We start from the raw sequence: 24,440 nt of genomic DNA on the forward strand, positions 1-24,440 counted from the left end.
GTTGGTTGTCGTAAGTGGCGGTCGTCGTCAGCAAGACAACGCAATTAATACATCGTGCGGTCAGCAAGCTAGTCCCCGGGTGAGCGTTATCTCAGTATCGCGAAAGTTACCCAGTGGCGCGTGACTGCATATGAAAGTATCTTTTGTATGGTGGAGTTTCGGTTCCGCCGTGCGAGGGATGCTTTTTATTTGTGTTTCAAACATGGTAAACTATCATCAAAAGTAATGATTCAATTGAAAGGAGTTGTCGCCAATATGTTAAGTGTTTTTAATACGTTAACGCGTCAAAAAGAACCGTTCAAGCCTATCACCCCCGGAGTCGTGAAAATGTATGTCTGTGGGCCGACCGTTTATAACTATATTCATATCGGTAATGCGCGTTCTGCAATTGCCTTTGATACTATCCGACGGTATTTTGAATATTGCGGTTACCACGTTGACTATGTCTCCAACTTCACGGATGTGGATGATAAGCTGATCAAACGTGCCGCTGAAGATCACACCACGGTACCAGCAGTTGCTGACCGGTTTATTAAAGCTTTTATGGAAGATACGACTGCGGTCAATATTGAACCAGCGACGGTTCACCCGCGGGCCTCTGAGAATATCCCAGAAATCATTGCATTTGTACAAGCATTGATTGAAAAGGGCTATGCTTACGAATCAGCTGGCGACGTATATTACCGCGCACGGAAGTTTAAAAAGTATGGTCAGTTATCTGACCAGCGAATCGATGATTTAGAAGTGGGTGCCAGTCAGCATACTGCCGATGAAGAAACCGATCGTAAAGAAGATCCAATTGACTTTGCACTCTGGAAAGCAGCCAAGCCCGGTGAAATTTCATGGGAATCGCCATGGGGTGCGGGTCGGCCCGGCTGGCATATTGAATGCTCGGTCATGTCTACTAAGTACTTGGGCGATACGTTTGATATTCATGGTGGTGGTCAGGACCTTGAATTCCCACATCATGAAAATGAAATTGCCCAGAGTGAAGCGAAGACCGGCAAGACGTTTGCCAATTATTGGTTACACAACGGTTTTGTGACGGTTGGCGATGACAACGAAAAGATGAGCAAGTCACTAGGTAATTTTGTGACGGTCCACGATATTATTAAAACGGTTGATCCGCAAGTGCTACGGTTCTTCATGGCGACGACCCAGTACCGGCGACCGATTCAATATACGCAGGCCAACTTAGACGAGGCAGCTAATAACTTGGATAAGTTACGTAATGCTTATCGTAATCTCACGTTCCGGTTGCAAGATGCGACGAACGGGACGGATACTGCGGTGGCAGAACAGTTACAGACACTCATCACTAACTTTGGAACCGCAATGGATGACGATTTCAATGTTCAAAACGGGGTGGCTGCTGTGTATGAATTAGCTAAGTTAGCCAATGTCTATGCAGCCAAGGCAACGGTTCAAAAAGAGACGTTGATTGCCTTACAGAAGGCATTAGTGCAGTTGACTGGCGTCTTCGGCGTCACTTTTGAAACGGCCAATGCGACGCTGGCTGATGACGCGATTCAAGCACTGATCGATGAACGAGAAGCTGCTCGTAAAGCTAAGGATTTTGCTAAGGCCGACCAGATTCGTGATGATTTGAAAGCTCAGGGGATTATTTTAGAAGATACGCCTCAGGGTGTGCGGTTTAGAAAGGAATAATATGCAAGTTGATTATCAACAATTAAACGGGATTGCACTCGCGTACCTCGGTGACGCGGTGTATGAACCGTTTATTCGCCAACATTTGATTGAAAGTGGTTATACTAAGGCCACTAAGTTGCACCACCACGCGACCCACTATGTTTCAGCCAAAGCGCAAGCGGCACTGATCGAACGGATGCAGGCCGAAGAAGTTTTAACGCCAACTGAAGTGGACGTTTTTAAGCGTGGACGGAATGCCAAGAGTCATACGTCGGCCAAACATACCGATGTCGTCACTTACCGGATCTCAACCGGTTTTGAAGCCGTTTTTGGGTATTTACAATTGACTCAGCAGGCGGAACGAATTGCAGAACTGGCACAGTGGTGTATTAAACAAGTTGATGAAGGGAGGGTTTCCAGTGTCAAATAACGAACAAGACCAAACAGCAGCTGACTTTGTAATTGGGCGGCACCCCGCCATGGCAGCAATCAAGAGTGATCAACAGATCAACAAAGTCTTTATTCAAAGCGGTCTACAGGCCGATGTACTGAATGACATTGCCAAGATTGCGAAGAAACGTAATTTGATCGTACAGTACGTGCCGAAACAAAAGTTAGACCGTTTAACCGACAACGCCAACCATCAGGGGGTAGCTGTGGGGGTGGCTGCTTTTGAATATGCCACCATTGATGATTTATTTGCTGTTGCTAAGGCTAAGAATGAAGCGCCATTTTTCTTGATCTTGGATAATATCGAAGATCCCCATAACTTAGGTTCGATTATGCGGACGGCCGATGCAGCTGGCGCCCATGGCATCATTATTCCGAAACGGCGCGCCGTGGGGTTAACCAGTACGGTTGCCAAGACGTCAACGGGGGCTATCGAACACGTGAAAGTTGCGCGGGTGACGAACTTGGTTCAAACGGTTAAACAATTGCAAGAAGCCGGTCTGTGGATCTTTGGGACTGATATGAACGGGACGGACTACCGACAGTGGGATGCTTCCGGTGCCGTTGGTTTGATTATTGGTAATGAAGGTAAGGGAATTTCACCATTACTTAAGAAGAGTGTGGACGAAATGTTGACCATTCCAATGATTGGTCATGTTCAAAGTTTGAATGCCAGTGTGGCGGCCAGCCTTCTGATTTATCAAGGCTACACGTCCCGGCATCCACTGGGAAAATAAGATGAAACAACAATTATTGATTGTCGATGCTTACAATATGATTGGCAACTGGCCAGAACTCAATCATTTAAAACAAGCGGACCGGTTGCCGCAAGCTCGTGACGAGTTAATTAGCATGTTGACTGAGTATAAAAAAATTACGGGCCTTAATATTAGCCTGGTTTTTGATGCGATGTACGTTCCGGGTAATTCTAAGAGTTATCGCCAAGCTGATCTTGAGATTATTTGGACGAGTAAAGACCAGACCGCTGACAGTTATATCGAAAAGTACGCGGGTGAAAAGCAATCGCGAGTACTTCAAGTGACGGTTGCGACTAGTGACCAGGCAGAACAATGGGTCATCTTTTCAGAAGGTGCATTACGAGTACCAGCCTTGGAATTACGACACCGCGTCAAGACTGCGCTGAAAGATGTGCGTCATACTGCCGTGCGCACCCAGGATTTAGGTGCCGTTCGTAAATCACCCTGGAATGAGGATCAATTATCGGCCTTGGATCAGTACCGCCAACAACTAGAACGCAATCACGTTAAACATCATCACAAGTCGTAATTAGGTGGTTGCTGCGAGCGTGAGTTGTGTTCGAAGCGTCATATTAATATTTAAATTTTCCAAAAGATAACCGGTGACAATTTAAGGCTTGAAAGCAGTTGCGGTACGAAAATGTCCGGTGATTCAATGCACCCAGTTCAGCTACCGTTCACCGGATGTCAGGATGGCTTGTCATAACCGTTTTGGTGTTACCGGAGCTTGCACTGGCGATACTAATGGTGATTGCATTAATCGGCTGATTAGACAGCGCAGTGGCTGCTTGCAACTTCAGCGCACGCGTGTACTCGTCGCCAGCGGGCTTAAGTTGATCGTGCTTGTCTGTGGCGTTAGTGATATTTTGATATTACTAATAATTAGTGCGATATGGCACTATTAGATTGCTGAATGGACCAACCGTGTTAGTTTTGATAACCCGGTATAACGGGATTTCTGTGAGTGATGAGATGGCTGAATTGAAACGTTCGTTCGCTTGTGACGGCATGATTAACCCGGTATAGTAGCATTACAGATGCTCAGGGGTGCAGTTTCTGAAAACTAGTCAGAAGCGAGGAATGTCACGTGAATGAACAGCAATTGATCCACTTAGCAGCGGATGGTGATGATGCAAGCATTAATGCATTAGCCCAGCAGTACGTCCCGGTTGTTTGGCGGTTGCGGCGGCAGTACTATGTCCGCAACTTTGACGAGGACGATTGGCTCCAAGAAGGTCGAATTGCCGTTTATCGAGCGGCCCAGAAGTATCAACGGCTACGGCAGTGTAGCTTTGGTACCTATTACCGGGTGCTATTGAGTAATCAGATTATTGATCATATTCGCCGGTCACAGGCTCGCAAGCGCCGTCCGGAAGGGGATATCTTATCACTGGATGTTAATGATGAGGATCTCTTGTGCAATATTCAGACGGTAAGGGCGTCAACTCTAGAGGTGGTGCATGTTCGTGAGCGGGTGCGGACTTTTCCCACAATCTGTTCAACATTTGAAGGATTGGTTTTTGCGGATCTACTAGCAGGGCAATCGCCAGAACGAATCGCATCGAGTCGGCAAGTGAAAGTTGATCAAGTGATCAACGCCACGGATCGGTGCCGCAAGAAGATGCGTGACTTTTTACAAGACGCTGCCTGAAATTGACATTCGAAAAGTTCCATGCTAATGTTATACCTGATTTATTATGGAGGTTTTGTCGATGGCACAGAAAAAAGTTGCACTGGCATGTACCGTTTGTGGTTCGCGGAACTACACGATTGATGCTAACCCGAATCGAACTGACCGCTTAGAAGTTAAGAAATTTTGTAAATATTGTGGTAAACACACACTTCATCGTGAAACGCGGTAGGGGGATTAGATATGCGCTTATTTAAATTTTTTGGTCAAGTTGGACACGAAATGAAAAAAGTGACCTGGCCAACTTGGCGGGAAAATCGTCGTGATTCGTGGACAGTTGTCTCAACATCACTGTTCTTCGTGGCGTTTTTCGCTTTATTTGATTGGATTATCCAATTATTATTACAAATGTTAACAAGCTGGCATTAATGGCTTTTTGAACAAATTTTTGTTATAATAATGGCATTGAAAGAAAACTTCGTGCAAACGAGGTTTTTTTATTTTGCCAAAAGACATTTTAAAGGAGAATAATAATGGTCGAGTCTGTTGAGAAAAGATGGTATGTCTTACATACCTACGCTGGTTATGAAAATAAGGTTAGTTCTAACTTGGAATCCCGTATTCAATCTATGGGAATGGAAGACAATATTTTCCGGGTCGTTGTTCCCGAAGAAGAAGCTCATGAAGTCAAGAATGGGAAAGACAAAGTTGAAATGAAGAAGATCTTCCCTGGTTACGTTTTGGTTGAGATGGTCATGACGGACCAAGCTTGGTATATTGTTCGGAATACGCCAGGTGTTACTGGGTTCTTAGGATCACATGGGCAAGGTAGTAAACCAACGCCATTGTTGCCTGAAGAAGCGGAACAAATCTTGCATCAACTAGGCATGAGTGCTCGGCATACCGAATTGGACGTTGAAGTTGGCGAACAAGTTACCATCATCGATGGCGCTTTCTCTGGCCTTTCTGGTGAAATTACTGAAATTGACAACGAAAAGATGAAGCTCAAGGTTAATATCAATATGTTCGGTCGGGAAACAAGTACTGAATTGGACTTCGATCAAGTTGATCAGATTCGGTAATTAATTTAAGTAAGCTGGTGGACCATCTTGGCAGAAGTAATTTTAGTCATCATCGGCGCCTTAGTGCTCGGTATTTTGGGGCGTATCACCTTTAAATTTTGGCAATACGGGCGACCGCAGCATTTGCGGCAGTCGGTGTCGGCTAATTCAGCAGATGATAGCGCCGTGACGCTATTTATTCCAGGGTATGCGGGCAACCGGTTCTCTTTTGGTGGCATGCTACAACGCTTTACGGCCGGTGGCATCGCCAATAAGTCATTAGTCGTAATGATTGATCGACATAATCATCCCCATGTGACTGGTGAGCTAGACGCTTACCGCCCAATGGTACAGTTGATTTTTGCCACGCCACGCGTTGCTGTACGGCAACAGGCGGCGGGCGTCTTGGCAGTTGTGCAGTATTTGATTGCGCATGAGCACGTTCAGACGATCAATTTAGTCGCTCATTCGATGGGTGGTGTGGTGCTCTTTCAATACTTGACGACAGCTGCCAAACTGGTCAATTTACCGGAAGTCCGCAAGGTTGTCACAATTGGTGCGCCGTTTAATGATAGTGAGGTCGGGCAAAATACGTATCCGATTGAAAACCACCCGTTGACGGCGACCGGACCAACTAAGACTACGCCCGTTTATAATTATTTTTTGCGAACGCTCCAACGATTGCCAAACACGATTTCGTATTTGAATATTGCGGGTAACATTGGCGATGCGGCGCAAAGTGATGGTGCTGTCGCTCTGAATAGTGCGTTGTCATTGCGCTTTTTACTGCGGCCAACGCGTGACCAGTATCAAGAATTTGTGGTACATGGTAAGAATGCCCGCCATTCACGATTACATGAAAACTATGAAGTTGATCGCCAAATCGTCCAGTTTTTATATCCAGAAGCCACAAAAAAGGTTGCTGGTGAAAAATAGATATGCTACAATGATGTCTGTGCGTCACATATGCACGTTTACGTGGGAGGAGCAAAAACTCAGCTCCATTTACCACATCACGGACTAAGGAGGAATGTCTCGTGGCTAAAAAAGTAGCTAACGTTGTTAAATTACAAATTCCTGCGGGCAAAGCAACACCTGCTCCGCCAGTTGGCCCAGCTTTAGGTCAAGCAGGTATCAATATCATGGGTTTCACAAAGGATTTCAATGCTCGTACTGCTGATCAAGCAGGTATGATCATCCCTGTTGTGATTACGGTGTACGAAGATCGTTCATTCGACTTCATCACTAAGACCCCACCTGCTGCCGTTCTATTGAAGAAAGCTGCCGGTGTTGAAAGTGGTTCCGGTGAACCTAACACGAAGAAGGTTGCAACTGTAACCAAAGATCAAGTTAAGCAAATCGCCGAAACTAAAATGCAAGATCTAAACGCAGCTGACGTTGAAGCAGCTATGCGCATGATCGAAGGTACTGCTCGGAGTATGGGATTCACCGTCGAAGGCTAATTCAGTACTGTTGAGTATGTCGGACACTTCATCAAAATGAATGTGTCAAGTGGGAGGAAATCTCCGTTTGAACCACATTTGCAAGGAGGAAAACACTTAGATGGCAAAGAAAAGTAAACAATACCAAGACGCCGCTAAGCTCGTTGATCGTGACAAAGCTTACGATGTAACTGAAGCGGTAGACTTGGTTAAAAAAATGGATTTCGCAAAGTTTGATGCAACTGTTGAAGTTGCCTTCAAATTAAACGTTGATACAAAGCAAGCCGACCAACAACTTCGTGGCGCGGTTGTCCTTCCTAATGGTACCGGTAAAGATCAAACCGTTATCGTTTTTGCTAAGGGTGACAAGGCTAAAGAAGCTGAAGAAGCCGGTGCTGACTTTGTTGGTGAAACTGATTTAGTTCAGAAGATCCAAGACGGTTGGTTAGACTTTGATGTCGCAATCGCTACCCCTGACATGATGGCCCAAGTTGGTCGTTTAGGTCGGGTTCTTGGACCTAAAGGCTTAATGCCTAACCCTAAGACTGGTACGGTTACGATGGACGTTGCTAAAGCCGTTAACGATTCAAAAGCTGGTAAGGTGACTTACCGGACTGACCGTGACGGTAACGTTCACGTTCCTGTTGGCAAGGTATCATTCGATACTGACAAGTTAGTTGGTAACTTCAAGACCATTGAAGACACCATCGTGAAAGCTCGTCCAGCCTCAGTACGTGGGACTTTCATCCAAAACTTAGTTGTTACTTCAACCTTTACCCCAGCGGTACGTGTTGATTTAGCATCATTTTAAGGATTAAATTCTGAAAACAATTGACCCCGTGGGTGATCTGTGATAGATTACTAGAGGTTAAGTAATATCTCTACCTAAGACTCAGGCGGCTTAACGGCCTTAATCTACCTGCCGAGGACATTGTTTTTTCTCTATGTCTTGGTGGACATAGGGATTTTTTTATAAATCCCTGAACCAAAATTCTGGGAGGTGAATCTGTTGAGTAAAGAAACAATTGCTGTTAAAGCACAAGAAGTCGAAGAAGTTGCAGAACAATTGAAGAGCTCAGTATCAGCCATTGTTGTTGATTACCGTGGTTTGACTGTTGAACAAGTAACTGATTTACGTAAGCAATTACGTGAAGCCGGTGTTAAGATGCGCGTTATCAAGAACAAGATCATGGTGCGTGCCGCTGATAAGGCCGGATTTGAAGACTTAAAACCTGTATTTGCTGGTCCTACTGCCGTTGCCTTCTCTGAAGAAGACCCAGTTGCTCCTGCAAAGATCTTGGCTAACTTCGCGAAGACCGCTGATGCCCTTCAATTAAAGGGTGGCGTGATCGAAGGTAAAGTTGCTGATCTTGAAACTGTTCAAGAATACGCTACGATGCCATCACGTGAAGAATTATTGGCTACGATCGCCAACTTGTTACAAGCACCTGTTCGTAACGTTGCATACGCTGTTAAGGCGGTTGCTGAAAAAGGCGACGAAGACGCAGCTTAATTTGCTGTCAGTGTGTTAAAAAAACTAAAATATAAGTTCATATAAAATGGAGGAACAAAAAATGGCTTTTGATAAAGATGCTATTATCGACTCATTAAAAGAAGCTTCAATCTCAGATTTAAACGACTTAGTTAAGGCTATCGAAGAAGAATTCGATGTCTCAGCTTCAGCCCCTGTTGCTGTTGCCGGTGCTGCTGGTGGCGACGCTGCCGCTGCTAAGGATTCATACGATGTTGAATTAACTGAATCCGGTGACCAAAAGGTTAAGGCTATTAAGGCCGTTCGTGATATCACTGGTCTTGGCTTGAAAGATGCTAAGGGTCTTGTTGATAACGTACCTTCAATCATCAAAGAAGGCGTTTCAGAAGACGAAGCCAACGATATGAAAGCTAAGCTTGAAGAAGTTGGTGGTGTCGTTACCCTTAAGTAATTATTTACTTAACGGAACGTCATCAGACCACACCCTACTATGGGGTGTGGTTTTTTTTATCTCTGGATGTGGCGTTGGTGCGAATCACGTGCATGACCACGCATATAACGATTACTGAGAATTTATACTTAGGCTAAGTGTTAGTGCAATTTGATATCAACCACCGTATGATTACGGTGACTTGGCGTTAGAGGCGTAACCGTATTGGATTAAGCAAGTCAAAACAAGCCCAACAGAACGTCGCATAGTACGTCTGTTGGGCTTGTTTTAAAATTTCACTTGGGTTGAACTTCTGGTCGACAGGGCACTATCACTTTTGTGGCTGCTGCGTGATAGGCTGAATACGATGATCAATGATCGTTAGTGACTGACCTGACTAGTGCCATCAGTATAGTTCAAGGTCATACCGGGCTGGATATTGAAAATATAGACATTAAAACTAACAGTATTGCTACCAACTGACTGACCACGCATTTGAACACCGCGGGCTAACAGTTCGTTACCTTTGAAAATGGGGGTCACTTGATAGCGGACGTAGTTTTTCGGACTTTCTTTCAAATAGGCCGCAACTTGGTTTTCATAGGTCGTCATTTCAGGGTCATTCAAAGAACGGGTTCCGGTCATGAGGTTCTTGATATTGTTGTTCTGCCCCGTTAATTGATAGCCAATCAGATGACTGCGGTTGTAAAGCCAACCGCTACTGATGCGTTTGTTATGCCAACCAGTTGGTCGAACATTCAAGGCCTCACGTTCAGCTTTGGGCATCAGTGACTGATTTAAGAGGGCATTAGCAGCCGTCACCCGGTTAAGTGAGTCTAAATTGCCATATTGTTGCCAGGCACCCTGACTCGTACTGAGCTCCTTAGCGGTAAATGCGGGCTGATTCTGATTAATCGTGATCGTTTGTTGACCGTTGTAAGTTTTACTAGCCAACGTAGTGTTACTTGGATTATGGTCAGAATTGACCTTGGTTGGTGCTGTTGTCGAAGTTGCACCAGATTGCTTGTTCGTAACCTTGAGTTTGTCAATATGTTGTTGACTACTCGAAAGTTTTTTCACAGCCTGCTTTAAGCTGCTAGCAGAAGCACGATTGGCAGCCTGAAGTGCCGTCAATTGCTTGTCATTATTAGCCGTTACTAAGTGTGTCTTAGTAACGGTCTTTGTTTTCACAGTTGGCTGAGTGGATTCATCAGATGTGCCGAGAATACTAAAGCTGACGAGCAATGCGATAATGGCCGGCCAACTATGCCGCCACCATTGACGCCCACGGTAGCGCCGATGTAAGCGCCAGAACCAGTACAGGGTTGCAAATAATAAGATGGTGCCGATCAATGCCATGAAGTGATCCTCCTATCGAAATGACTTACGGAAACCAGCGGCCCGCGCTGCGTCTTCCGTACTAAAGTAAACGGCATTTTTACCGGCCATCCGGTAGTTTTGCCCCGTTTCAACGTGATAAATTTTGGAATTGCGGTTACCCACGATACGTCCAGTTTGGGCGGTATCGGTATCGCCAGAAAAATTATTCTGCCGACTCGTGGTTGCGGTACTAGTTTGAGTTTGTTGACTTTGAGCAGCTGCTTGACTGCTGGCCTTGACCGCTTGCTTAGATTGGCTAGCGGCTGCGACGGCCGAAGCGGACTGGGCTTCTGACTGGGAGCGTGATTGTGCGGCCGCTTCACTAGCAGCTGATTTGGCGGCAGCCTGTGACGCTGATTTTGATGATGCTATTGCGTCGTCATGTTTTGCTTTTAGTTGTTCGGATTGACGCTTAGCCTGACTAGTTGCAATTGCGAGTTGGGTCGTGTTTGAACTAAGAGCTTTGGCTGAGGCCGCGTTAGCCCGACTAGCGGCCCTTGCTTTTGCCCAGGCGGCTTTATTAGCAGCAGTCCGTTTCTCAACCCGAACCGTCTTGGTTTTGACACTGGTATGGTTGGCGGCTTGTTGATTACCAGTGGTACAGCCGGTTAAGATGAGTAGACTCGTTAGTGCAACGACGAGTTTTTTTGCATGGTGCATAAGAAATTCCTCCTTGTTTATGTATCACTTTAATTATACATAAACGGTAAAGGTTGGCAAAGCAAGTTTGGCAACTAAAAATCAATTAATATTGGTTTATGCTGGTATTAATTTCGATAATTAATCATAATTAGTGCTAACTACTAACACCCATTCGGAACAATTTAGTAACAGGTATTTAAAATGTTCATAGCTTAATACGGCGACAAATCAGACCTGTGGGGGTTATTAACGACCTATAACGGTTGTATAAACAGGCTAAGATTGCGATAATAGAACAAACACACCAATGGGGGAATTTTTTTGAAGGCAACGTTACAGAAAATCGGGACGGCACTCAATAAACGCATGGGGATCATCAAAGCATTATTTGTATTCTCTGTCCTGTTATTTGTGATTACGGAAGTCGGCAAAATTGCGAAGGAAGTCAGTGGCGCGCAGTTGGCGAATGCGCTTGCTTCGCAAAGCTGGTGGCATCTGTTGAGCATGGTCGTGATTGGTATTATCGCAGTGACACCAATGCTGACGTATGACGTCATGATTACAAAGTTTTTACCCAACCACTATTCACTTGGCTATATCTTAAAAGCTGGATGGATCACCAATACATTTACGAATATCGGTGGTTTTGGGGGCGTGCTGGGCGCCTCACTGCGTGCTAACTTTTATAATCGCGAAGCCACTAAGAAACAAATCGTGTTTGCCATTTCCAAGATCGCTTTGTTTTTAGTTTCGGGATTGTCATTATATTGTATGATTTCACTCGTACTAGTCTATGGCTTTGGCATTGGGAACATGTATGGCAGTTACTGGATCTGGCTCGTCGGTGGTGCACTGTATTTTCCAGCCATCTTTATTTTTACACGAGTCAACGATTCGGAATTCTTCGATGGCCTTACGCTCGGCAACGTCGTTCGGTTATTGAGTGGGTCGTTTGGTGAATGGACTGGCTGTGTGCTGTTCTTCTTATTAATTGGAAACTTTATGGGATTACCCATTGATTTTGCAGCGGTCGTGCCGTTATTCGTGATTGCTTCGGTTGTCGGTGAAGTGTCAATGGTACCCGGTGGTATTGGGTCATTCGACGTTTTCATGATTTTTGGCCTCGGTGCGGTCGGAGTTTCTCGACCAGACGCAGTCGCATGGCTCTTATTTTACCGGTTATTCTACTATATTATCCCGTTTGCCATCGGGTTGGTCTTATTCATCCATGACACCGGCCATCGCTTAAACGTGCGCTTAGCGGGTATTCCTAAGCAGGCATTACAACGTGTTGCTCAGATGGTACTGACGGTTTTTCTCTATTTTTCTGGTTTTCTGATGTTGTTAATGTCAACGGTCCCTAACTTTGCATATAACAATAAACTCTTCTTACAGTTTTATCCGTACACCTTTTTCTTTATTAATCAGGCCAGCAGTATTATTATGGCCTTCTTACTGATTGGGGTGGCGTTGGGAACTGCTGGCCGGGTCAAAAAAGCTTTTTGGCCAACGGTGATTGTCCTGCTGATTGCAATTTTGAATACGATTCGCTGGCTCGTCGTTTATGATGCAATTTCGATGAAATTTGTGATTTTCTTGATTGTGATTCTAGCGCTAGTGGCTTTGTCGCGGCATGCTTATTATCGTGATCGGTTGGCTTTTTCGTGGGGGCAAACGTTGTGGGTTAGCTGCGTGTATGTGGTGACCTTTATCTTGTATACGATTGTGGGGGTCTATAACGCGCCCCAAATTCATCATCGGCATGCGGTTCCTGAAGCTCTGTTCTTCCCATCACAAAAGCTCTGGTTATTTGGGGTGATTGGGTTAGTCTTAGCGGCAATGATTTTGATTATTATGTACCGCTACTTTGCGAGTGGCTATAACGCCCGATTGCGTCAAAAGATGGATGCGGCTCGGGTCAAACAAGTGATTGAAACTTATGGCGGCAATGAAATCTCACACTTGGCTTATTTGAATGATAAGTTAGCATATTACTATCAAGTCGATGGGGTCGATCAACTGATCTTCTTATACCAGCAGAAGGCTGATAAACTGATTATTATGGGAGAGCCATTCGGTAATCAAGCGGTATTACAAGCTGCCTTGGAACAGTTATTGGATGACGCAGATAGTGACGGTTGCTCGCTAGTCTTTTACGAAATTAGTGAGATGCTGACGATGCGCCTACACGAAATGGGCTTTGACTTTATCAAAACTGGTGAAGAAGGGCACGTTAAATTGGCAGACTTTAGTTTGGCTGGTAAACGGCTACGGGGTGAGCGGGCCCTAATGAATAAGTTTACCCGTGATCACTATGAGTTTGCCATCTTGCAGCCACCGTTCAGTGCCGACGTTATGGCTGAATTACGAGCCGTTTCGGATAGTTGGTTAGCAGGTGAGACGGAAAAAGGATTCTCGCTCGGATTTTTTGATGAGCAGTATCTCAATCAGGCACCCGTAGCGGTCGTTTATGATCCTGACCACCGAATTGTCGCATTTGCGAATATTATGCCGCAGGGAAATCATCAGACGACTTCAATTGACTTAATGCGGTCAAGCAAATCGGCGCCATCCGGCATTATGGACACGGTCTTTGTGCACCTATTTGAACAGGCGCGTGACGATGGCTATGCTTATTTCAATATGGGAATGGCACCATTATCCGGTGTAGGGGTTTCACGCTACAGTTTTATTCAAGAAAAAATTGCTCATTTAATTTACGAATATGGCTACCAGTTATATGGTTTTCAGGGATTACGGTCGTACAAAGAGAAGTATGTGACTGAGTGGGAACCGAAGTACATTGCGTACCGAAAACGTAATTCACTAATCTTCACCATTTTACAATTGCTACAAGTCGTTAATACCCGGGTGCACAAGTCTGAGCGGCACCGGCCAGTATGGTTGTTGAAACGATTGAAATAACTGAATAGTATGTCATAAAGTAAGTATCGTTAATGACATAGCAAAATGCCCCATCACTGCGAGAAGCAATGATGGGGCATTTTATGATGACTTTAGAATTCAGCCGACTAATATGATGAGGGCTGAACTAATTGTGGCAGAAGCACTAGAGCTGTTTTGCGTAGGCTAGATTATTTAGTTCGTATACTTAGGCGGTAACACATGTTTGAAATCATGGAAACCAGCGAAAATTTCATCAAGATCATGCCCATTAATGAATAGGTCGAGGTTAGCCTCGGGGGCAAACCCTAAATCAGCGGTCTTTTGTAGCATGGCGACTAGATCGTCGTAGAAGCCGTCGATGTTGTAGAGCGCAATCGGCTTTTGGTGAATATCCATTTGACTCCAAGATAACATTTGTAAGAATTCTTCAAAGGTGCCAAACCCGCCAGGTAAAACGATAAAGGCGTCAGCGAGGTGAAGCATCTTTTCCTTGCGTTCGGTCATCGTGCGCGTTTCGATAAAAGTCGTGACGTCCTTAAATGCAAGTTCTCTTGCGACCAGAAAATGCGGGATGATCCCGATAACGCGGCCACCAGCATCCATAGTTGCTTTGGCGACTTTCCCCATTAAACCATGGTCGCCACCGCCATAGACGAGTTGGTAATCATTAGCGGCCAAGTATTGACCGAGTGCCACCGTTTTCTCACTAAATGCGGGATCTAAACCAGAATTAGACCCACAAAAAACACAGATATTATGAATTGCCATTCTAAACTACCCCCAAGATAAAATTTTCTAGCAAAAATGCGGCCCGGATAGGCGCCGCATTTTTGTGAACTAACGTGTTGATTAATCGTCTGGATTACCAATATCGTAGTCGGTGTCTTGCATTGCTTCAACTTGACCCAAGCGGTAACCATTCCCAACTTGTGAGAAGAAGTCATGGTTAGAAGTCCCCGTTGAAATCCCGTTCATGACGACCGGGTTAACGTCTTCCGCAGTATCTGGGAAGAGGGCATCTTGGCCGAGATTCATCAAGGCTTTGTTGGCGTTATAACGACTAAAAGTTAAGACTTCATCAGACCAACCAATTTGATCGTAAACTAAATGAATGTAGTTTTCTTCATTCTCATAGAGTTTGTATAAGAAATCGAACATCCAGTCTTTAAATTCTGCCTGCTGCTTTTCAGAACGGTCTTTGAAGCCTAATTGGAACTTATAACCAATGTAAGTGCCATGGACACTTTCGTCCCGCAAAATCAATTTAATGATTTCGGCAACGTTTGGCAATTGGTTGTGGCCCAAGTAGTACAGTGGCGTATAGAAACCAGAATAGAACAGGAAAGTTTCCAAAAAGACGTTCGCAACTTTTTGCTTCAATGGATCTTCGTCGATGTTATCGTAAAGCTTGTAGATCCATTGGGCTTTTGCTTGCAAGAATTCTTCACTGTCACTCCAGTCAAAAATTTCATTAATTTCGTCCGGCGTATTCAATGTTTCAAAAATTGTTGAATAACTCTTTGCATGAACGGATTCCATGAACTGGATGTTATTCAATACGGCCGTTTCATGTGAAGTTAAGACGTTGCGGCGAAGTGCTTGCAGACCGTCTTGTGATTGTAACGTATCCAGCAGCGTCAAACCGCCGAAAACGTGTCCCACGACCCACCGGTGATCATCATCTAATTCACGCCAGTCTGCCATGTCGTTGGAAACTGGAATCCGGGTGTCTAACCAAAATTGTTCGGTTAACTTTTCCCAAGTACTTTTATCAATTGCATCTGAAACTCGATCCCAGTTAATTGCCTTATAGTTGCCATTACTGAGCAGTTTTTGGTAGTAAGCCAAGTCTGTTGCCATTTGTTATCCTCCTAGAGATCTAAGATACTAAATTACGCAGCTTTCACATTCGTTAACACCGACTTCGCCATCGTCGTCCGTAAAGGTCCGAATATAATAAATCGATTTGATCCCTTTGCGGTAGGCGTAGTTCCGTAAAATGTTTAAGTCCCGCGTGGTCATCTTATCAGTGCGACCATCTTTCCATTCGTATAAGCCAGCTGGAATAGTTGACCGCATGAAGAGGGTCAAGCTCATTCCTTGGTCAACGTGTTGTTGAGCAGCCGCATAGACATCGATAACTTTACGCATATCAGTATCGTATGCTGACTTATAATAGTTAATTGTATCATTAGATAGGTAAGGAGCGGGATAATAAATCTTACCAATTTTCTTTTCTTGTCGTTCTTCGACCCGGTTGATGATTGGGTGTAGGCTGGCAGTCGTATCGTTGATGTACGAGATTGACCCATTTGGGGCGACAGCCATCCGGTTTTGATGATAGAGACCATCACGCATAACGGATTCTTTGAGGGCTTCCCAATCAGCTTTGGTTGGAATGAAGATACCGTCAAACAGTGCAGCGGTCTTGTCATATTTTGGTTGCCAATCTTGGGTGGTGTACTTGTCAAAGTAAGAACCATCGGCATACTTGGATTTTTCAAAGTTAACGAAGGTTTCGTGACGTTCACGCGCAATTTCGTTAGAAGCTTTTAAGGTCCAGTAGTTTAAGAGTAAGAAGTAGATATTGGTAAAGTCAACGGCTTCTTTACTGCCGTATTCCATCTGATTCTTCGCGAAAAAGGCATGGAGCCCCATGGCACCTAACCCAATAGTATGGGCTTGACGGTTCCCTTTTTGGATGGAAGGAACGACGTCGACGTTAGAGTGGTCAGTAACAAAAGTTAACGCGCGCACCATGGCTTCAACAGAATGTCCAAAGTCTGGAGAGGTCATTAAGTTAACAATGTTAGTCGAACCAAGGTTACAACTAATATCAGTTCCCAACTTCTCATACTGTTGTTGGTCATCAATTAATGATGGGGTTTGCACTTGCATCACTTCTGAGCACAAGTTACTCATCACGATTTTACCGTCGATAGGATTTTCGCGGTTCGCGGTATCAATGTTGACGACGTATGGGTAGCCAGATTCTTGTTGTAACTTGCTGATTTCATTTTCAAGGTCACGCGCCTTGATCTTAGTTTTACGGATGTTCGGGTTCTTGACCATATTGTCGTATTCTTTGGTGATATCGACATATGAGAACGGTACCCCGTATTCGCGTTCAACGCCGTAAGGGCTGAAGAGATACATATCAGCGTCAGCCTTGATCAACTCGTAAAACTTGTCGGGTACGGTGACACCGAGTGAAAGCGTCTTGAGCCGAATCTTTTCGTCGGCGTTTTCCTTCTTAGCAGAAAGAAAGGCAATAATATCTGGATGAAAGACACTAAGGTAAACGACCCCGGCACCTTGACGTTGACCTAATTGGTTAGAGTAGGAGAAACTGTCTTCTAATAATTTCATGACGGGTACGACCCCACTAGCAGCGCCATCGATATGCTTGATTGGATCACCGGCACCCCGTAAGTTGCTGAGGTTAATACCGACCCCGCCACCGATCCGAGAAAGTTGTAACGCGGAGTTAATCGTCCGGCCGATTGAGTTCATATCATCGGTCGATTGAATCAAGAAGCAAGAAATCAATTCACCACGCCGGGCCCGGCCAGCATTGAGAAAACTGGGGGTGGCTGGTTGATAACGTTGGTGAACGATTTCGTCGGCCAGGTCCATCGCCAAGTCTTCATTACCATCAGCAAAGTAGAGGGCGTTCATTGCCACACGGTCAATAAAGTTTTCCAAGTAATAGTCGCCATCATCCGTCTTTAAGGCGTATTGGGCATAAAATTTGTAAGCCGCCATAAACGTCTTGAAGTGGAAGTCTTGCGACCGCAAGTAATCGTAAAGTTTTTCGATAAAGCTAAAATCATACTTATCAATGGCAGGGGTTTCCAAATAGTCGTGTTCACGTAGGTAGTCAAAGCGCGCCTTAAGACTATCAAATTTCATCGTGTTCGGTTCAACATTTTGTTCAAGGAAAGCGGCAAGTGCCTCCTGATCCTTGTTGAGCGGAATCTGATTGTTAACGGGAATATTGATCTCATTATTTAAGTCGTAATACGTGACGTCTTTTAAATCTTTTAAGGTCATAAGGAATCCTCTTTCTATCAGTATAATTGTGGCTGGCAAAATCGACGACCCACAATCAGTAGGTTGATGATTGTGGGTCGTTTATCATATTTTAAAGGGTAAACCAGCTATGTAACCACGCAAAAAAGCGTGAACAAACTAAACAGCTAATTGTTTTAAAGCATCAGGACGGAAGCCGGCAATGCTGTCTTCGCCATTGATTTCAACGACCGGAACAGCATGGAAACCTTGACTCTTCAGGTAATCGACGTATTCAGGATTCGTATTGATGTTCTTCTCTTCAAAGGCAATATTGTGCGCCGTGAGGAACTTCTTAGTCATCTTGCATTGCATGCAGTTGTTTTTAGTAAATACAGTAACTTTTTTCATTTTTCATCATCCTAACTCGTTTTTCTGATAAATTTAGTATACAACATGTGGTGAAAAAAACAATCAAAAAACACAACATCTAGGGTGTGGTAAAAATCACAAGCCCTAGATGTTGTGTTAGTGTCAGCTTTTAACCGACTAAAAAGTTTTTTAAATTATTTGTGGTTCACTCGCTGAATCAGTTATCATAGATATAGACCAGAAATTTAGAGGAAAATAAATATGACCAACTATTATTATACACACAATCCGGATATTGTGCATGATGAAAAGCAATGGAATTTTGAAATTTTTAATCACTCGTTTAAATTTACGACGGACAACGGTGTCTTCTCCAAGCGTACCGTGGATTACGGCTCACGAACACTACTTGCAGCGTTTGATCCAACTGATTTGCCAGCGGGCCCAATGCTAGATTTGGGAACCGGATATGGTCCCATTGGGATGGCGCTCGCGTATCAATCACCCGAACGAACGGTTGATATGGTCGATGTGAACGAGTTAGCGCTAAGCTTAGCGCGTAAAAATGTTGCTTTGAATCAAATTACGAATACTAATATTTTTACGTCTGATGTCTATCAACAAGTCACCGCGACTAATTACGCGGCGATTGTCACCAACCCACCGGTGCGCGCAGGTAAGGCAGTGGTGGATGCGATGTTAACGGGGGCCGTTTCACGGCTAGTCGTTGGTGGAACACTCACCGTCGTTTTACAGAAAAAGCAGGGCGCACCATCTGCGAAGAAATTGATGCAAACGACCTTTGGTAATTGTCAGGTGATTAAGAAGGACAAAGGGTATTACATCCTACAAAGTGTAAAGGAGGGATAGTCGTGACGGAACCAACAGCGGAAGACTGGATGCAAGAAGCATTACATGAAGCGCGGATGGCCTACTTAATTGGCGAAGTGCCGATTGGGGCCGTGATCGTTCACCAGGGTGAAATTATTGGCCGTGGTCACAATTTACGGGAGCATGGTCAGGATGCAACGATGCACGCGGAAATTATTGCGATTCAGGAAGCTTGCGAATATTTGCATAGTTGGCGATTAGCCGATTGTCAGCTATATGTCACCTTGGAACCATGTTTGATGTGTAGTGGGGCTATTATTAATGCACGGCTACCTGAACTCTACTTTGGTGCCCGTGATCCCAAGGCTGGCGCCGTTCGTAGTTTGTATCAGGTGATGGATGATACCCGGTTAAATCATCAAGTAACGGTTCATGAACGCATCTTGGCACGTCCGGCCGGCGAGATGTTGGAAAACTTCTTCCGTGGGATTCGTAAACGGAAAAAGGCGGCTAAAAAAGCACGACGTGAAGCTGCTGAAAAAAATTAGGCCGATGGCTGGTAATTGTGGCGCAAATCATGTATTATAGTATTTGCCGCAAGGCCAAAAGGCAAGGGTGGATTTACGAATCGTGTCAGGTCCGGAAGGAAGCAGCACTAAGTTTGCTTCATCTTGTGCCTTTTGTTTTTATGAAATGTAACAGCTCTTAGCCATTCGGTTGAGAGCTTTTTATTTAAATTAAATATTGAGTGCTAGTTTTGAACGTGCTGATAGGTTGGTTTATTTTTATTTACCTATTATTATAGTAGTAATACGTTATTTGGGTGATGCTTTTCAGGCTGATAGTTAAAGCCACTGCTTGTTGAAGGAATAACCAAACGCCTAACAAAGGTGGTTAAAGGCCTGGGCATCGACTCGTTGGCAAGTGCGCTTAGATGCTTAATTTGCATAACTGACACTGATCGTTAGTGGAAGCAGCACAACCAGGAAGCTAACTGTTCAGGACGTTTAAACAATGGCTTATAATAAATAATGATAACCAAAGTATGACTGATGTAAGAAAGGAAGAATCGCATGTATCGGGCACTATATCGGGTTTGGCGTCCCCAACGCTTTGATGAGATTGTCGGGCAACAGATGATTACCCAGACACTAAAAAATGCCATTATGACCCACCAGACGAGTCATGCGTATCTGTTTACCGGTCCCCGGGGAACTGGGAAAACGTCGGCAGCAAAGATTTTTGCCAAGGCAATTAACTGTCACCATCTTGTTGATGGGGAACCTTGCAATGAATGTGAGACTTGTACGGCGATTACCAAGGGGCAACTAAATGATGTCATCGAAATTGATGCGGCTTCTAATAATGGCGTGGAAGAGATTCGTGATATTCGGGACAAAGCGAAGTATGCTCCAACGCAAGCGGACTATAAAGTCTACATTATTGATGAAGTTCATATGTTATCGACTGGCGCGTTTAATGCGTTGCTCAAAACGCTAGAAGAACCCCCGGCTAACGTTATATTTATCTTAGCGACAACGGAGCCCCATAAGATTCCATTAACGATTATTTCACGGACGCAACGGTTTGATTTTCGGCGGATTACAGCTAAGGATAGCTACGATCGGATGGTGTACATCCTCAATGAGAAGGATGTGACCTATGATGAAAAAGCGCTACGCGTCATTGCAGCGGCTGCTGAAGGTGGAATGCGGGATGCTTTAAGTATTCTGGATCAAGTAATTTCGTTTGGAGATAACACGGTTACGTTGGATGATGCGTTAATGGTGACGGGAAGTGTGACCAAGCAGTTGCTGGCTAACTATGTCAGTGAGGTCACCGACCATGATACGAAGCCGGCACTAGAGACGATGCGACAAATCTTACAAGAAGGTAAAGATGCGAACCGTTTCATTGAAGATTTGATCAGTTATACGCGTGACGTGTTACTCTATCAACAGGCCCCTGAAATGGTCGATAGTGTGGCGATGGGCGAGGATGATCAACAATTTGAAGCATTTGCCAAGCAAATCGATGCTGAAGTCCTGTACCAAATGGTCAAGACGTTGAACGATATTCAACAACAAATGCGGTTCACGACGCACCCCGACGTTTATTTAGAAGTGTTGACGGTCAAGCTAGCTCAGTTGGATGGTCAGGCGGCCGTTCAACCGGTAGCTGCGGCAACGGTCAATCCTGAAGATCCCACTGTGCATAAACTGGCACAACAAGTTGAACAGTTGCAAAGCGAGGTCAAAACGTTACGTTCTCAAGGTGGTAGTGTCACTAAACCCGCACCGGCTAAGCCGCGGTCGAGTAATGGCCCGGTTGTTAAGAAGGTTAATGTCAGTCAGATTTATCCTATTCTGGGAGCGGCAACGAAGAATGATCTCATTAAGGTGCGCGATGTTTGGACTGATTTGATGAACATTTTGAGTGTGACGCAGCGGGCCCTAATGCACGTGGCCCAACCAGTTGCGGCCAGTTCAGAGGGTGTTGTGGTTGCGTTTGACTATGCGTTTGTTTATCAAAAAGCGATTGATGACCAGACCTTGATCGATGCACTCGGAAATGGTTTGGATCGGCTGATGGGACAGGCACCCAAGATTGTCTGTGTGCCTAAAGAACAGTGGCCACAAATTCGTAAGGATTATTTGGCCACTCACCAGCCAGGAGGTGCAACATCAGAGCAACAAGCACCGGCCAAAGAACCGGTCGTTGAAGAAGCTAAGAATATGTTCGGTGATTTAGTTGAAGTACAGCCGGACTAAAGACGAAAGGAACTGATAATTATGATGCGTGGAATGGGCAATATGCAAAGTATGATGAAACAAATGAAGAAGATGCAGGCGCAAATGACAGCCGAACAAGCGGCTTTAAATGAACAAACCTTCACGGGTGCGGCGCCAGACGACATGGTTAAAGTCACTTTTACTGGTGATAAGAAGATGAAGGATATTACGATTAACCCTGATGCTGTTGATCCTGATGATGTGGATATGTTACAGGACTTAGTCGTCGCTGCGGTGAACGACGCGTTGACTAAGGTCGATGAACAGACACAAAGTACGATGGGAAAATATACTAAGGGATTACAGTAAAAACGAGGTAAGTACATGCAGTATCCAGAACCAATTGCTAAGTTGATTGATAGTTATATGAAGTTGCCCGGCATTGGTGGCAAGACTGCGACACGGCTGGCGTTTTATACAATTGATATGAACGGTGATGACGTCACCGAGTTCGCTAAGTCGCTGATTGCGGCCAAACGGGACCTGCATTTTTGTAGTATTTGCGGTAATATCACCGAAGATGATCCGTGTGTGATTTGTAAGGATAAGTCGCGTGATCAAAGCACCGTTCTGGTTGTTGAAGAGGCCAAGGATGTCATGGCAATGGAAAAGATTAAGGAATACAACGGGCTGTATCACGTCTTACATGGGGTATTGTCACCCATTGATGGCAAAGGTCCGGAAGATATCAACATTGCCAGTTTATTGAAACGGCTACAGCAAAATGAAGCCATCAAGGAAGTCATTATTGCCACCAATGCCACGCCTGAAGGTGAAGCAACAGCGATGTACATTTCGCGGCTAGTTAAGCCGGCGGGAATCAAAGTGACCCGATTGGCGCACGGCTTGTCGGTTGGTAGTGATATTCAATATGCGGATGAAATGACCTTATTCAAAGCAGTTGAAGGTCGCCAAGAAATGTAATTGGAGGTGCCACCATGTTTAAACGTAAACAGAAGATCAAGCATCCCAAGGAAGTTTTTGATGAACAGTTGTTGTCGACCCTGAATGCCGCTAAGTTGGACTGGGACCGCGCGAAGCAGAACCAAGAAGCGGTCTATGATAATAATACGAGTGAACTAGTTACGCAGACCGCCTTAGCGCGTGCTAAGTATTTATATCTATATCGTGAAGCACGTTTACGTCAAGTTCATGGGCAGACGATTCAGCGCTCGGTCATTGATAAATAGACTGTTAGTGATTTAAGAGATAACTTGTTTCAAAATAAAGACGCACGCCGTTGATTTTTGTAAATCTACGGCGTGCGTTTTTGATTTAGAACCCTAGCATTATTTTACCAGTTAATCTGTCATGCATTGTGATTAAGACATGCTAGGTGCGGCAATTGGAATAGAAGATGTGTATCTACTAATGAATAACAAACTAAAATCGGTATTTATCAATCGTGGGTAGTACTACCTAATAACTTTTTAGCAATTCACCGAATAAATCATCAAAACCACAATTGGTAGTAGCCGACCCACGTAAAAATCGTGAAAAAGTACCCTCACTAGTGGTAACCGTATTAGACAGGTACTCAAAAATCAAGTACAATTGCTACATATAAGAAAATAGATGGGATTGGGAATGTTGACAGGAAAATTAGTTACTTTTGAAGGGCCAGACGGTGCCGGCAAAACGTCAGCTTTAAACGCGATTGTGGCCAAATTACAGCCACAATTAGGGGATCGCTTAGTTGTGACGCGTGAACCGGGCGGGAATCAAATCTCAGAAGCAATTCGAAAAATCATTTTAGACCGTCATAATACGGCGATGGACGACCGTACGGAAGCGTTACTCTATGCGGCAGCACGGCGACAACATATCGTCCAAACCATTCAACCAGCATTGCAGAACGACCAACTTGTCTTGTGTGATCGCTACATCGATAGCTCGGTCGCTTATCAGGGGGCCGGTCGTGGTATTGGGGAACAAGCGGTTTATGATATGAATCAGTTCGCGACCGCGGGGTTAACCGCAGATTTAACGTTGTATTTTGACGTAGATGCTGCCGTTGGATTAAACCGCATTCAACAACATCGCCAAAATGAAATCAATCGCTTGGACGTGGAAGCCTTAAGTTTCCATCACCGGGTGCAAGCAGCGTATTTGAGATTACTGGCTGATCATCCTGACCGTATCAAGCGCGTCGATGCAAGTCAGCCATTGGACCAAGTTGTGACGCAGGCCTTAGAGATTATGGCGTCACAGTTACCGACTTATGTGGCATCCAAGGGAGGGGAAGACCAATGAAATTAATTATTGCAATCGTTCAAGATAAGGACAGTAACCGGTTGAGCAGCCAGTTCATTGAAGCCAATGTTCGGGCCACGAAGCTCTCAACGACGGGGGGCTTCCTACGTTCAGGTAATACCACTTTTATGATTGGTATTGATGATGACCGTGTGGATGAAGTTTTAGCCATGATTAAAGAAACGAGTCATGCGCGGGAACAGTTTATGACACCACCAGTCAATCTAGACGTGACGATGGATGGCGCAGCTGCCTATCCAGTTGAAGTTCAAGTCGGTGGCGCCACGGTCTTTGTTCTACCAATTGAACAATTTCACCAATTTTAATGAAGGATGATTA

28 protein-coding genes, 1 other RNA gene and 1 other annotated feature are annotated in these 24,440 nt (G+C 44.7%); of the genes, 23 read left to right on the forward strand and 6 right to left on the reverse strand.

Annotation, left to right across the window (positions count from 1 at the left end):
• The first annotated feature begins 255 nt into the window (after positions 1-255).
• The 13 genes from cysS (at position 256) to rplL (ending at position 8,934) form a co-directional block, all read left to right on the forward strand.
• Positions 256-1,668 carry a cysteine--tRNA ligase gene (cysS, locus tag V7R88_RS02455; protein ID WP_003644975.1) on the forward strand — a complete coding sequence of 471 codons (1,413 nt, stop codon included), beginning with the start codon at positions 256-258 and terminating at the stop codon, positions 1,666-1,668.
• 1 nt (position 1,669) lies between these two features.
• Entirely contained in the window at positions 1,670-2,080 is a 411-nt protein-coding gene (locus tag V7R88_RS02460; RefSeq protein WP_338816385.1) for a Mini-ribonuclease 3, read from the forward strand.
• The gene (gene rlmB, locus V7R88_RS02465; protein ID WP_003640935.1) at positions 2,052-2,837 is read left to right on the forward strand and encodes a 23S rRNA (guanosine(2251)-2'-O)-methyltransferase RlmB; all 786 of its coding nucleotides are present in this window, start codon (positions 2,052-2,054) and stop codon (positions 2,835-2,837) included. The genes V7R88_RS02460 and rlmB overlap by 29 nt, the downstream gene beginning before the upstream one ends.
• Before the next feature lies 1 nt (position 2,838).
• Complete coding sequence (locus tag V7R88_RS02470; protein ID WP_338816387.1) at positions 2,839-3,387, forward strand: NYN domain-containing protein; 549 nt, start codon at positions 2,839-2,841, stop codon at positions 3,385-3,387.
• A 558-nt stretch (positions 3,388-3,945) separates the two neighbouring features.
• Positions 3,946-4,509 (forward strand): sigma-70 family RNA polymerase sigma factor, encoded by a 564-nt coding sequence (locus V7R88_RS02475; RefSeq protein ID WP_338816388.1) that lies wholly within the window; start codon positions 3,946-3,948, stop codon positions 4,507-4,509.
• A 61-nt stretch (positions 4,510-4,570) separates the two neighbouring features.
• Positions 4,571-4,720, forward strand: coding sequence for a 50S ribosomal protein L33 (gene rpmG, locus V7R88_RS02480; RefSeq protein WP_003637768.1), 150 nt, complete (start codon positions 4,571-4,573; stop codon positions 4,718-4,720).
• A gap of 11 nt (positions 4,721-4,731) precedes the next feature.
• Complete coding sequence (gene secE / locus V7R88_RS02485) at positions 4,732-4,917, forward strand: preprotein translocase subunit SecE (protein ID WP_003640939.1); 186 nt, start codon at positions 4,732-4,734, stop codon at positions 4,915-4,917.
• 104 nt (positions 4,918-5,021) lie between these two features.
• Positions 5,022-5,570: a transcription termination/antitermination protein NusG gene (gene nusG / locus V7R88_RS02490; protein WP_003643932.1), complete on the forward strand. Its 549-nt coding sequence runs from the start codon at positions 5,022-5,024 to the stop codon at positions 5,568-5,570.
• Positions 5,571-5,597: 27 nt separating this feature from the next.
• Positions 5,598-6,485: an alpha/beta hydrolase gene (locus tag V7R88_RS02495; protein WP_003640941.1), complete on the forward strand. Its 888-nt coding sequence runs from the start codon at positions 5,598-5,600 to the stop codon at positions 6,483-6,485.
• A gap of 101 nt (positions 6,486-6,586) precedes the next feature.
• Positions 6,587-7,012, forward strand: coding sequence for a 50S ribosomal protein L11 (gene rplK, locus V7R88_RS02500; RefSeq protein WP_003640942.1), 426 nt, complete (start codon positions 6,587-6,589; stop codon positions 7,010-7,012).
• Positions 7,013-7,112: 100 nt separating this feature from the next.
• Complete coding sequence (rplA, locus tag V7R88_RS02505; RefSeq protein WP_003640943.1) at positions 7,113-7,802, forward strand: 50S ribosomal protein L1; 690 nt, start codon at positions 7,113-7,115, stop codon at positions 7,800-7,802.
• A gap of 55 nt (positions 7,803-7,857) precedes the next feature.
• Positions 7,858-7,971 (forward strand) — a sequence feature (ribosomal protein L10 leader region).
• A gap of 29 nt (positions 7,972-8,000) precedes the next feature.
• A complete protein-coding gene (gene rplJ, locus V7R88_RS02510) occupies positions 8,001-8,504 on the forward strand; it encodes a 50S ribosomal protein L10 (RefSeq protein WP_003643933.1) in 504 nt (167 codons plus the stop codon).
• 61 nt (positions 8,505-8,565) lie between these two features.
• On the forward strand, positions 8,566-8,934 hold the full coding sequence (rplL, locus tag V7R88_RS02515) for a 50S ribosomal protein L7/L12 (protein WP_003637775.1): 369 nt from the start codon (positions 8,566-8,568) through the stop codon (positions 8,932-8,934).
• Positions 8,935-9,294: 360 nt separating this feature from the next.
• On the opposite strand, the gene V7R88_RS02520 is transcribed toward rplL, so the two are convergent.
• Positions 9,295-10,272: a DNA/RNA non-specific endonuclease gene (locus V7R88_RS02520; RefSeq protein WP_338816389.1), complete on the reverse strand. Its 978-nt coding sequence runs from the start codon at positions 10,270-10,272 to the stop codon at positions 9,295-9,297.
• Between the two features lie 12 nt (positions 10,273-10,284).
• On the reverse strand, positions 10,285-10,953 hold the full coding sequence (locus V7R88_RS02525) for a hypothetical protein (RefSeq protein ID WP_063732270.1): 669 nt from the start codon (positions 10,951-10,953) through the stop codon (positions 10,285-10,287).
• A 303-nt stretch (positions 10,954-11,256) separates the two neighbouring features.
• On the opposite strand from V7R88_RS02525, the gene mprF reads away from it, so the two are divergent.
• Entirely contained in the window at positions 11,257-13,860 is a 2,604-nt protein-coding gene (gene mprF, locus V7R88_RS02530) for a bifunctional lysylphosphatidylglycerol flippase/synthetase MprF (protein WP_003640948.1), read from the forward strand.
• Positions 13,861-14,034: 174 nt separating this feature from the next.
• Here the strand turns inward: mprF and V7R88_RS02535 are convergent, their stop codons facing one another.
• From V7R88_RS02535 to V7R88_RS02550, 4 genes are all read right to left on the reverse strand, one after another.
• Complete coding sequence (locus V7R88_RS02535; RefSeq protein ID WP_003643936.1) at positions 14,035-14,610, reverse strand: TIGR00730 family Rossman fold protein; 576 nt, start codon at positions 14,608-14,610, stop codon at positions 14,035-14,037.
• Between the two features lie 81 nt (positions 14,611-14,691).
• Positions 14,692-15,702 (reverse strand): class 1b ribonucleoside-diphosphate reductase subunit beta, encoded by a 1,011-nt coding sequence (gene nrdF, locus V7R88_RS02540; RefSeq protein WP_003640950.1) that lies wholly within the window; start codon positions 15,700-15,702, stop codon positions 14,692-14,694.
• Between the two features lie 27 nt (positions 15,703-15,729).
• Positions 15,730-17,895: a class 1b ribonucleoside-diphosphate reductase subunit alpha gene (gene nrdE, locus V7R88_RS02545; protein WP_338816390.1), complete on the reverse strand. Its 2,166-nt coding sequence runs from the start codon at positions 17,893-17,895 to the stop codon at positions 15,730-15,732.
• 138 nt (positions 17,896-18,033) lie between these two features.
• The gene (locus V7R88_RS02550; protein ID WP_063732271.1) at positions 18,034-18,264 is read right to left on the reverse strand and encodes a redoxin NrdH; all 231 of its coding nucleotides are present in this window, start codon (positions 18,262-18,264) and stop codon (positions 18,034-18,036) included.
• 222 nt (positions 18,265-18,486) lie between these two features.
• On the opposite strand from V7R88_RS02550, the gene V7R88_RS02555 reads away from it, so the two are divergent.
• From V7R88_RS02555 to V7R88_RS02595, 9 genes are all read left to right on the forward strand, one after another.
• The gene (locus V7R88_RS02555) at positions 18,487-19,095 is read left to right on the forward strand and encodes a class I SAM-dependent methyltransferase (RefSeq protein WP_003640953.1); all 609 of its coding nucleotides are present in this window, start codon (positions 18,487-18,489) and stop codon (positions 19,093-19,095) included.
• 2 nt (positions 19,096-19,097) lie between these two features.
• Positions 19,098-19,604, forward strand: coding sequence for a tRNA adenosine(34) deaminase TadA (tadA, locus tag V7R88_RS02560; protein WP_003640954.1), 507 nt, complete (start codon positions 19,098-19,100; stop codon positions 19,602-19,604).
• Between the two features lie 53 nt (positions 19,605-19,657).
• Positions 19,658-19,744, forward strand: an RNA gene (gene ffs, locus V7R88_RS02565) — signal recognition particle sRNA small type.
• 385 nt (positions 19,745-20,129) lie between these two features.
• Positions 20,130-21,827, forward strand: coding sequence for a DNA polymerase III subunit gamma/tau (gene dnaX / locus V7R88_RS02570; RefSeq protein WP_003644909.1), 1,698 nt, complete (start codon positions 20,130-20,132; stop codon positions 21,825-21,827).
• A 21-nt stretch (positions 21,828-21,848) separates the two neighbouring features.
• Positions 21,849-22,157 carry a YbaB/EbfC family nucleoid-associated protein gene (locus V7R88_RS02575; RefSeq protein WP_003640956.1) on the forward strand — a complete coding sequence of 103 codons (309 nt, stop codon included), beginning with the start codon at positions 21,849-21,851 and terminating at the stop codon, positions 22,155-22,157.
• A gap of 15 nt (positions 22,158-22,172) precedes the next feature.
• A complete protein-coding gene (gene recR / locus V7R88_RS02580) occupies positions 22,173-22,772 on the forward strand; it encodes a recombination mediator RecR (protein ID WP_003637790.1) in 600 nt (199 codons plus the stop codon).
• A gap of 14 nt (positions 22,773-22,786) precedes the next feature.
• On the forward strand, positions 22,787-23,038 hold the full coding sequence (locus tag V7R88_RS02585) for a YaaL family protein (RefSeq protein ID WP_003640957.1): 252 nt from the start codon (positions 22,787-22,789) through the stop codon (positions 23,036-23,038).
• A gap of 397 nt (positions 23,039-23,435) precedes the next feature.
• A complete protein-coding gene (gene tmk, locus V7R88_RS02590) occupies positions 23,436-24,101 on the forward strand; it encodes a dTMP kinase (RefSeq protein ID WP_011101140.1) in 666 nt (221 codons plus the stop codon).
• Positions 24,098-24,427 (forward strand): cyclic-di-AMP receptor, encoded by a 330-nt coding sequence (locus V7R88_RS02595; RefSeq protein ID WP_003640965.1) that lies wholly within the window; start codon positions 24,098-24,100, stop codon positions 24,425-24,427. Before tmk ends, V7R88_RS02595 begins: the two co-directional genes overlap by 4 nt.
• The last annotated feature ends 13 nt before the right edge of the window (positions 24,428-24,440 follow it).

Origin of the sequence: Lactiplantibacillus argentoratensis (assembly GCF_037290055.1) — a bacterium.
Classification (GTDB): domain Bacteria; phylum Bacillota; class Bacilli; order Lactobacillales; family Lactobacillaceae; genus Lactiplantibacillus; species Lactiplantibacillus plantarum.

Bases quoted from the DNA above. Each gene is read 5' to 3' on its own strand.
- recR (WP_003637790.1), top strand. From the start codon at position 22,173: ATGCAGTATCCAGAACCAATTGCTAAGTTGATTGATAGTTATATGAAG.
- V7R88_RS02585 (WP_003640957.1), top strand. From the start codon at position 22,787: ATGTTTAAACGTAAACAGAAGATCAAGCATCCCAAGGAAGTTTTTGAT.
- secE (WP_003640939.1), top strand. From the start codon at position 4,732: ATGCGCTTATTTAAATTTTTTGGTCAAGTTGGACACGAAATGAAAAAA.
- rplA (WP_003640943.1), top strand. From the start codon at position 7,113: ATGGCAAAGAAAAGTAAACAATACCAAGACGCCGCTAAGCTCGTTGAT.
- V7R88_RS02460 (WP_338816385.1), top strand. From the start codon at position 1,670: ATGCAAGTTGATTATCAACAATTAAACGGGATTGCACTCGCGTACCTC.
- V7R88_RS02470 (WP_338816387.1), top strand. From the start codon at position 2,839: ATGAAACAACAATTATTGATTGTCGATGCTTACAATATGATTGGCAAC.
- nusG (WP_003643932.1), top strand. From the start codon at position 5,022: ATGGTCGAGTCTGTTGAGAAAAGATGGTATGTCTTACATACCTACGCT.
- tmk (WP_011101140.1), top strand. From the start codon at position 23,436: ATGTTGACAGGAAAATTAGTTACTTTTGAAGGGCCAGACGGTGCCGGC.
- V7R88_RS02535 (WP_003643936.1), bottom strand. From the start codon at position 14,610: ATGGCAATTCATAATATCTGTGTTTTTTGTGGGTCTAATTCTGGTTTA.
- V7R88_RS02595 (WP_003640965.1), top strand. From the start codon at position 24,098: ATGAAATTAATTATTGCAATCGTTCAAGATAAGGACAGTAACCGGTTG.
- V7R88_RS02525 (WP_063732270.1), bottom strand. From the start codon at position 10,953: ATGCACCATGCAAAAAAACTCGTCGTTGCACTAACGAGTCTACTCATC.
- cysS (WP_003644975.1), top strand. From the start codon at position 256: ATGTTAAGTGTTTTTAATACGTTAACGCGTCAAAAAGAACCGTTCAAG.
- rlmB (WP_003640935.1), top strand. From the start codon at position 2,052: ATGAAGGGAGGGTTTCCAGTGTCAAATAACGAACAAGACCAAACAGCA.
- rpmG (WP_003637768.1), top strand. From the start codon at position 4,571: ATGGCACAGAAAAAAGTTGCACTGGCATGTACCGTTTGTGGTTCGCGG.
- nrdE (WP_338816390.1), bottom strand. From the start codon at position 17,895: ATGACCTTAAAAGATTTAAAAGACGTCACGTATTACGACTTAAATAAT.
- rplL (WP_003637775.1), top strand. From the start codon at position 8,566: ATGGCTTTTGATAAAGATGCTATTATCGACTCATTAAAAGAAGCTTCA.
- V7R88_RS02520 (WP_338816389.1), bottom strand. From the start codon at position 10,272: ATGGCATTGATCGGCACCATCTTATTATTTGCAACCCTGTACTGGTTC.
- nrdF (WP_003640950.1), bottom strand. From the start codon at position 15,702: ATGGCAACAGACTTGGCTTACTACCAAAAACTGCTCAGTAATGGCAAC.
- V7R88_RS02555 (WP_003640953.1), top strand. From the start codon at position 18,487: ATGACCAACTATTATTATACACACAATCCGGATATTGTGCATGATGAA.
- V7R88_RS02550 (WP_063732271.1), bottom strand. From the start codon at position 18,264: ATGAAAAAAGTTACTGTATTTACTAAAAACAACTGCATGCAATGCAAG.
- dnaX (WP_003644909.1), top strand. From the start codon at position 20,130: ATGTATCGGGCACTATATCGGGTTTGGCGTCCCCAACGCTTTGATGAG.
- V7R88_RS02575 (WP_003640956.1), top strand. From the start codon at position 21,849: ATGATGCGTGGAATGGGCAATATGCAAAGTATGATGAAACAAATGAAG.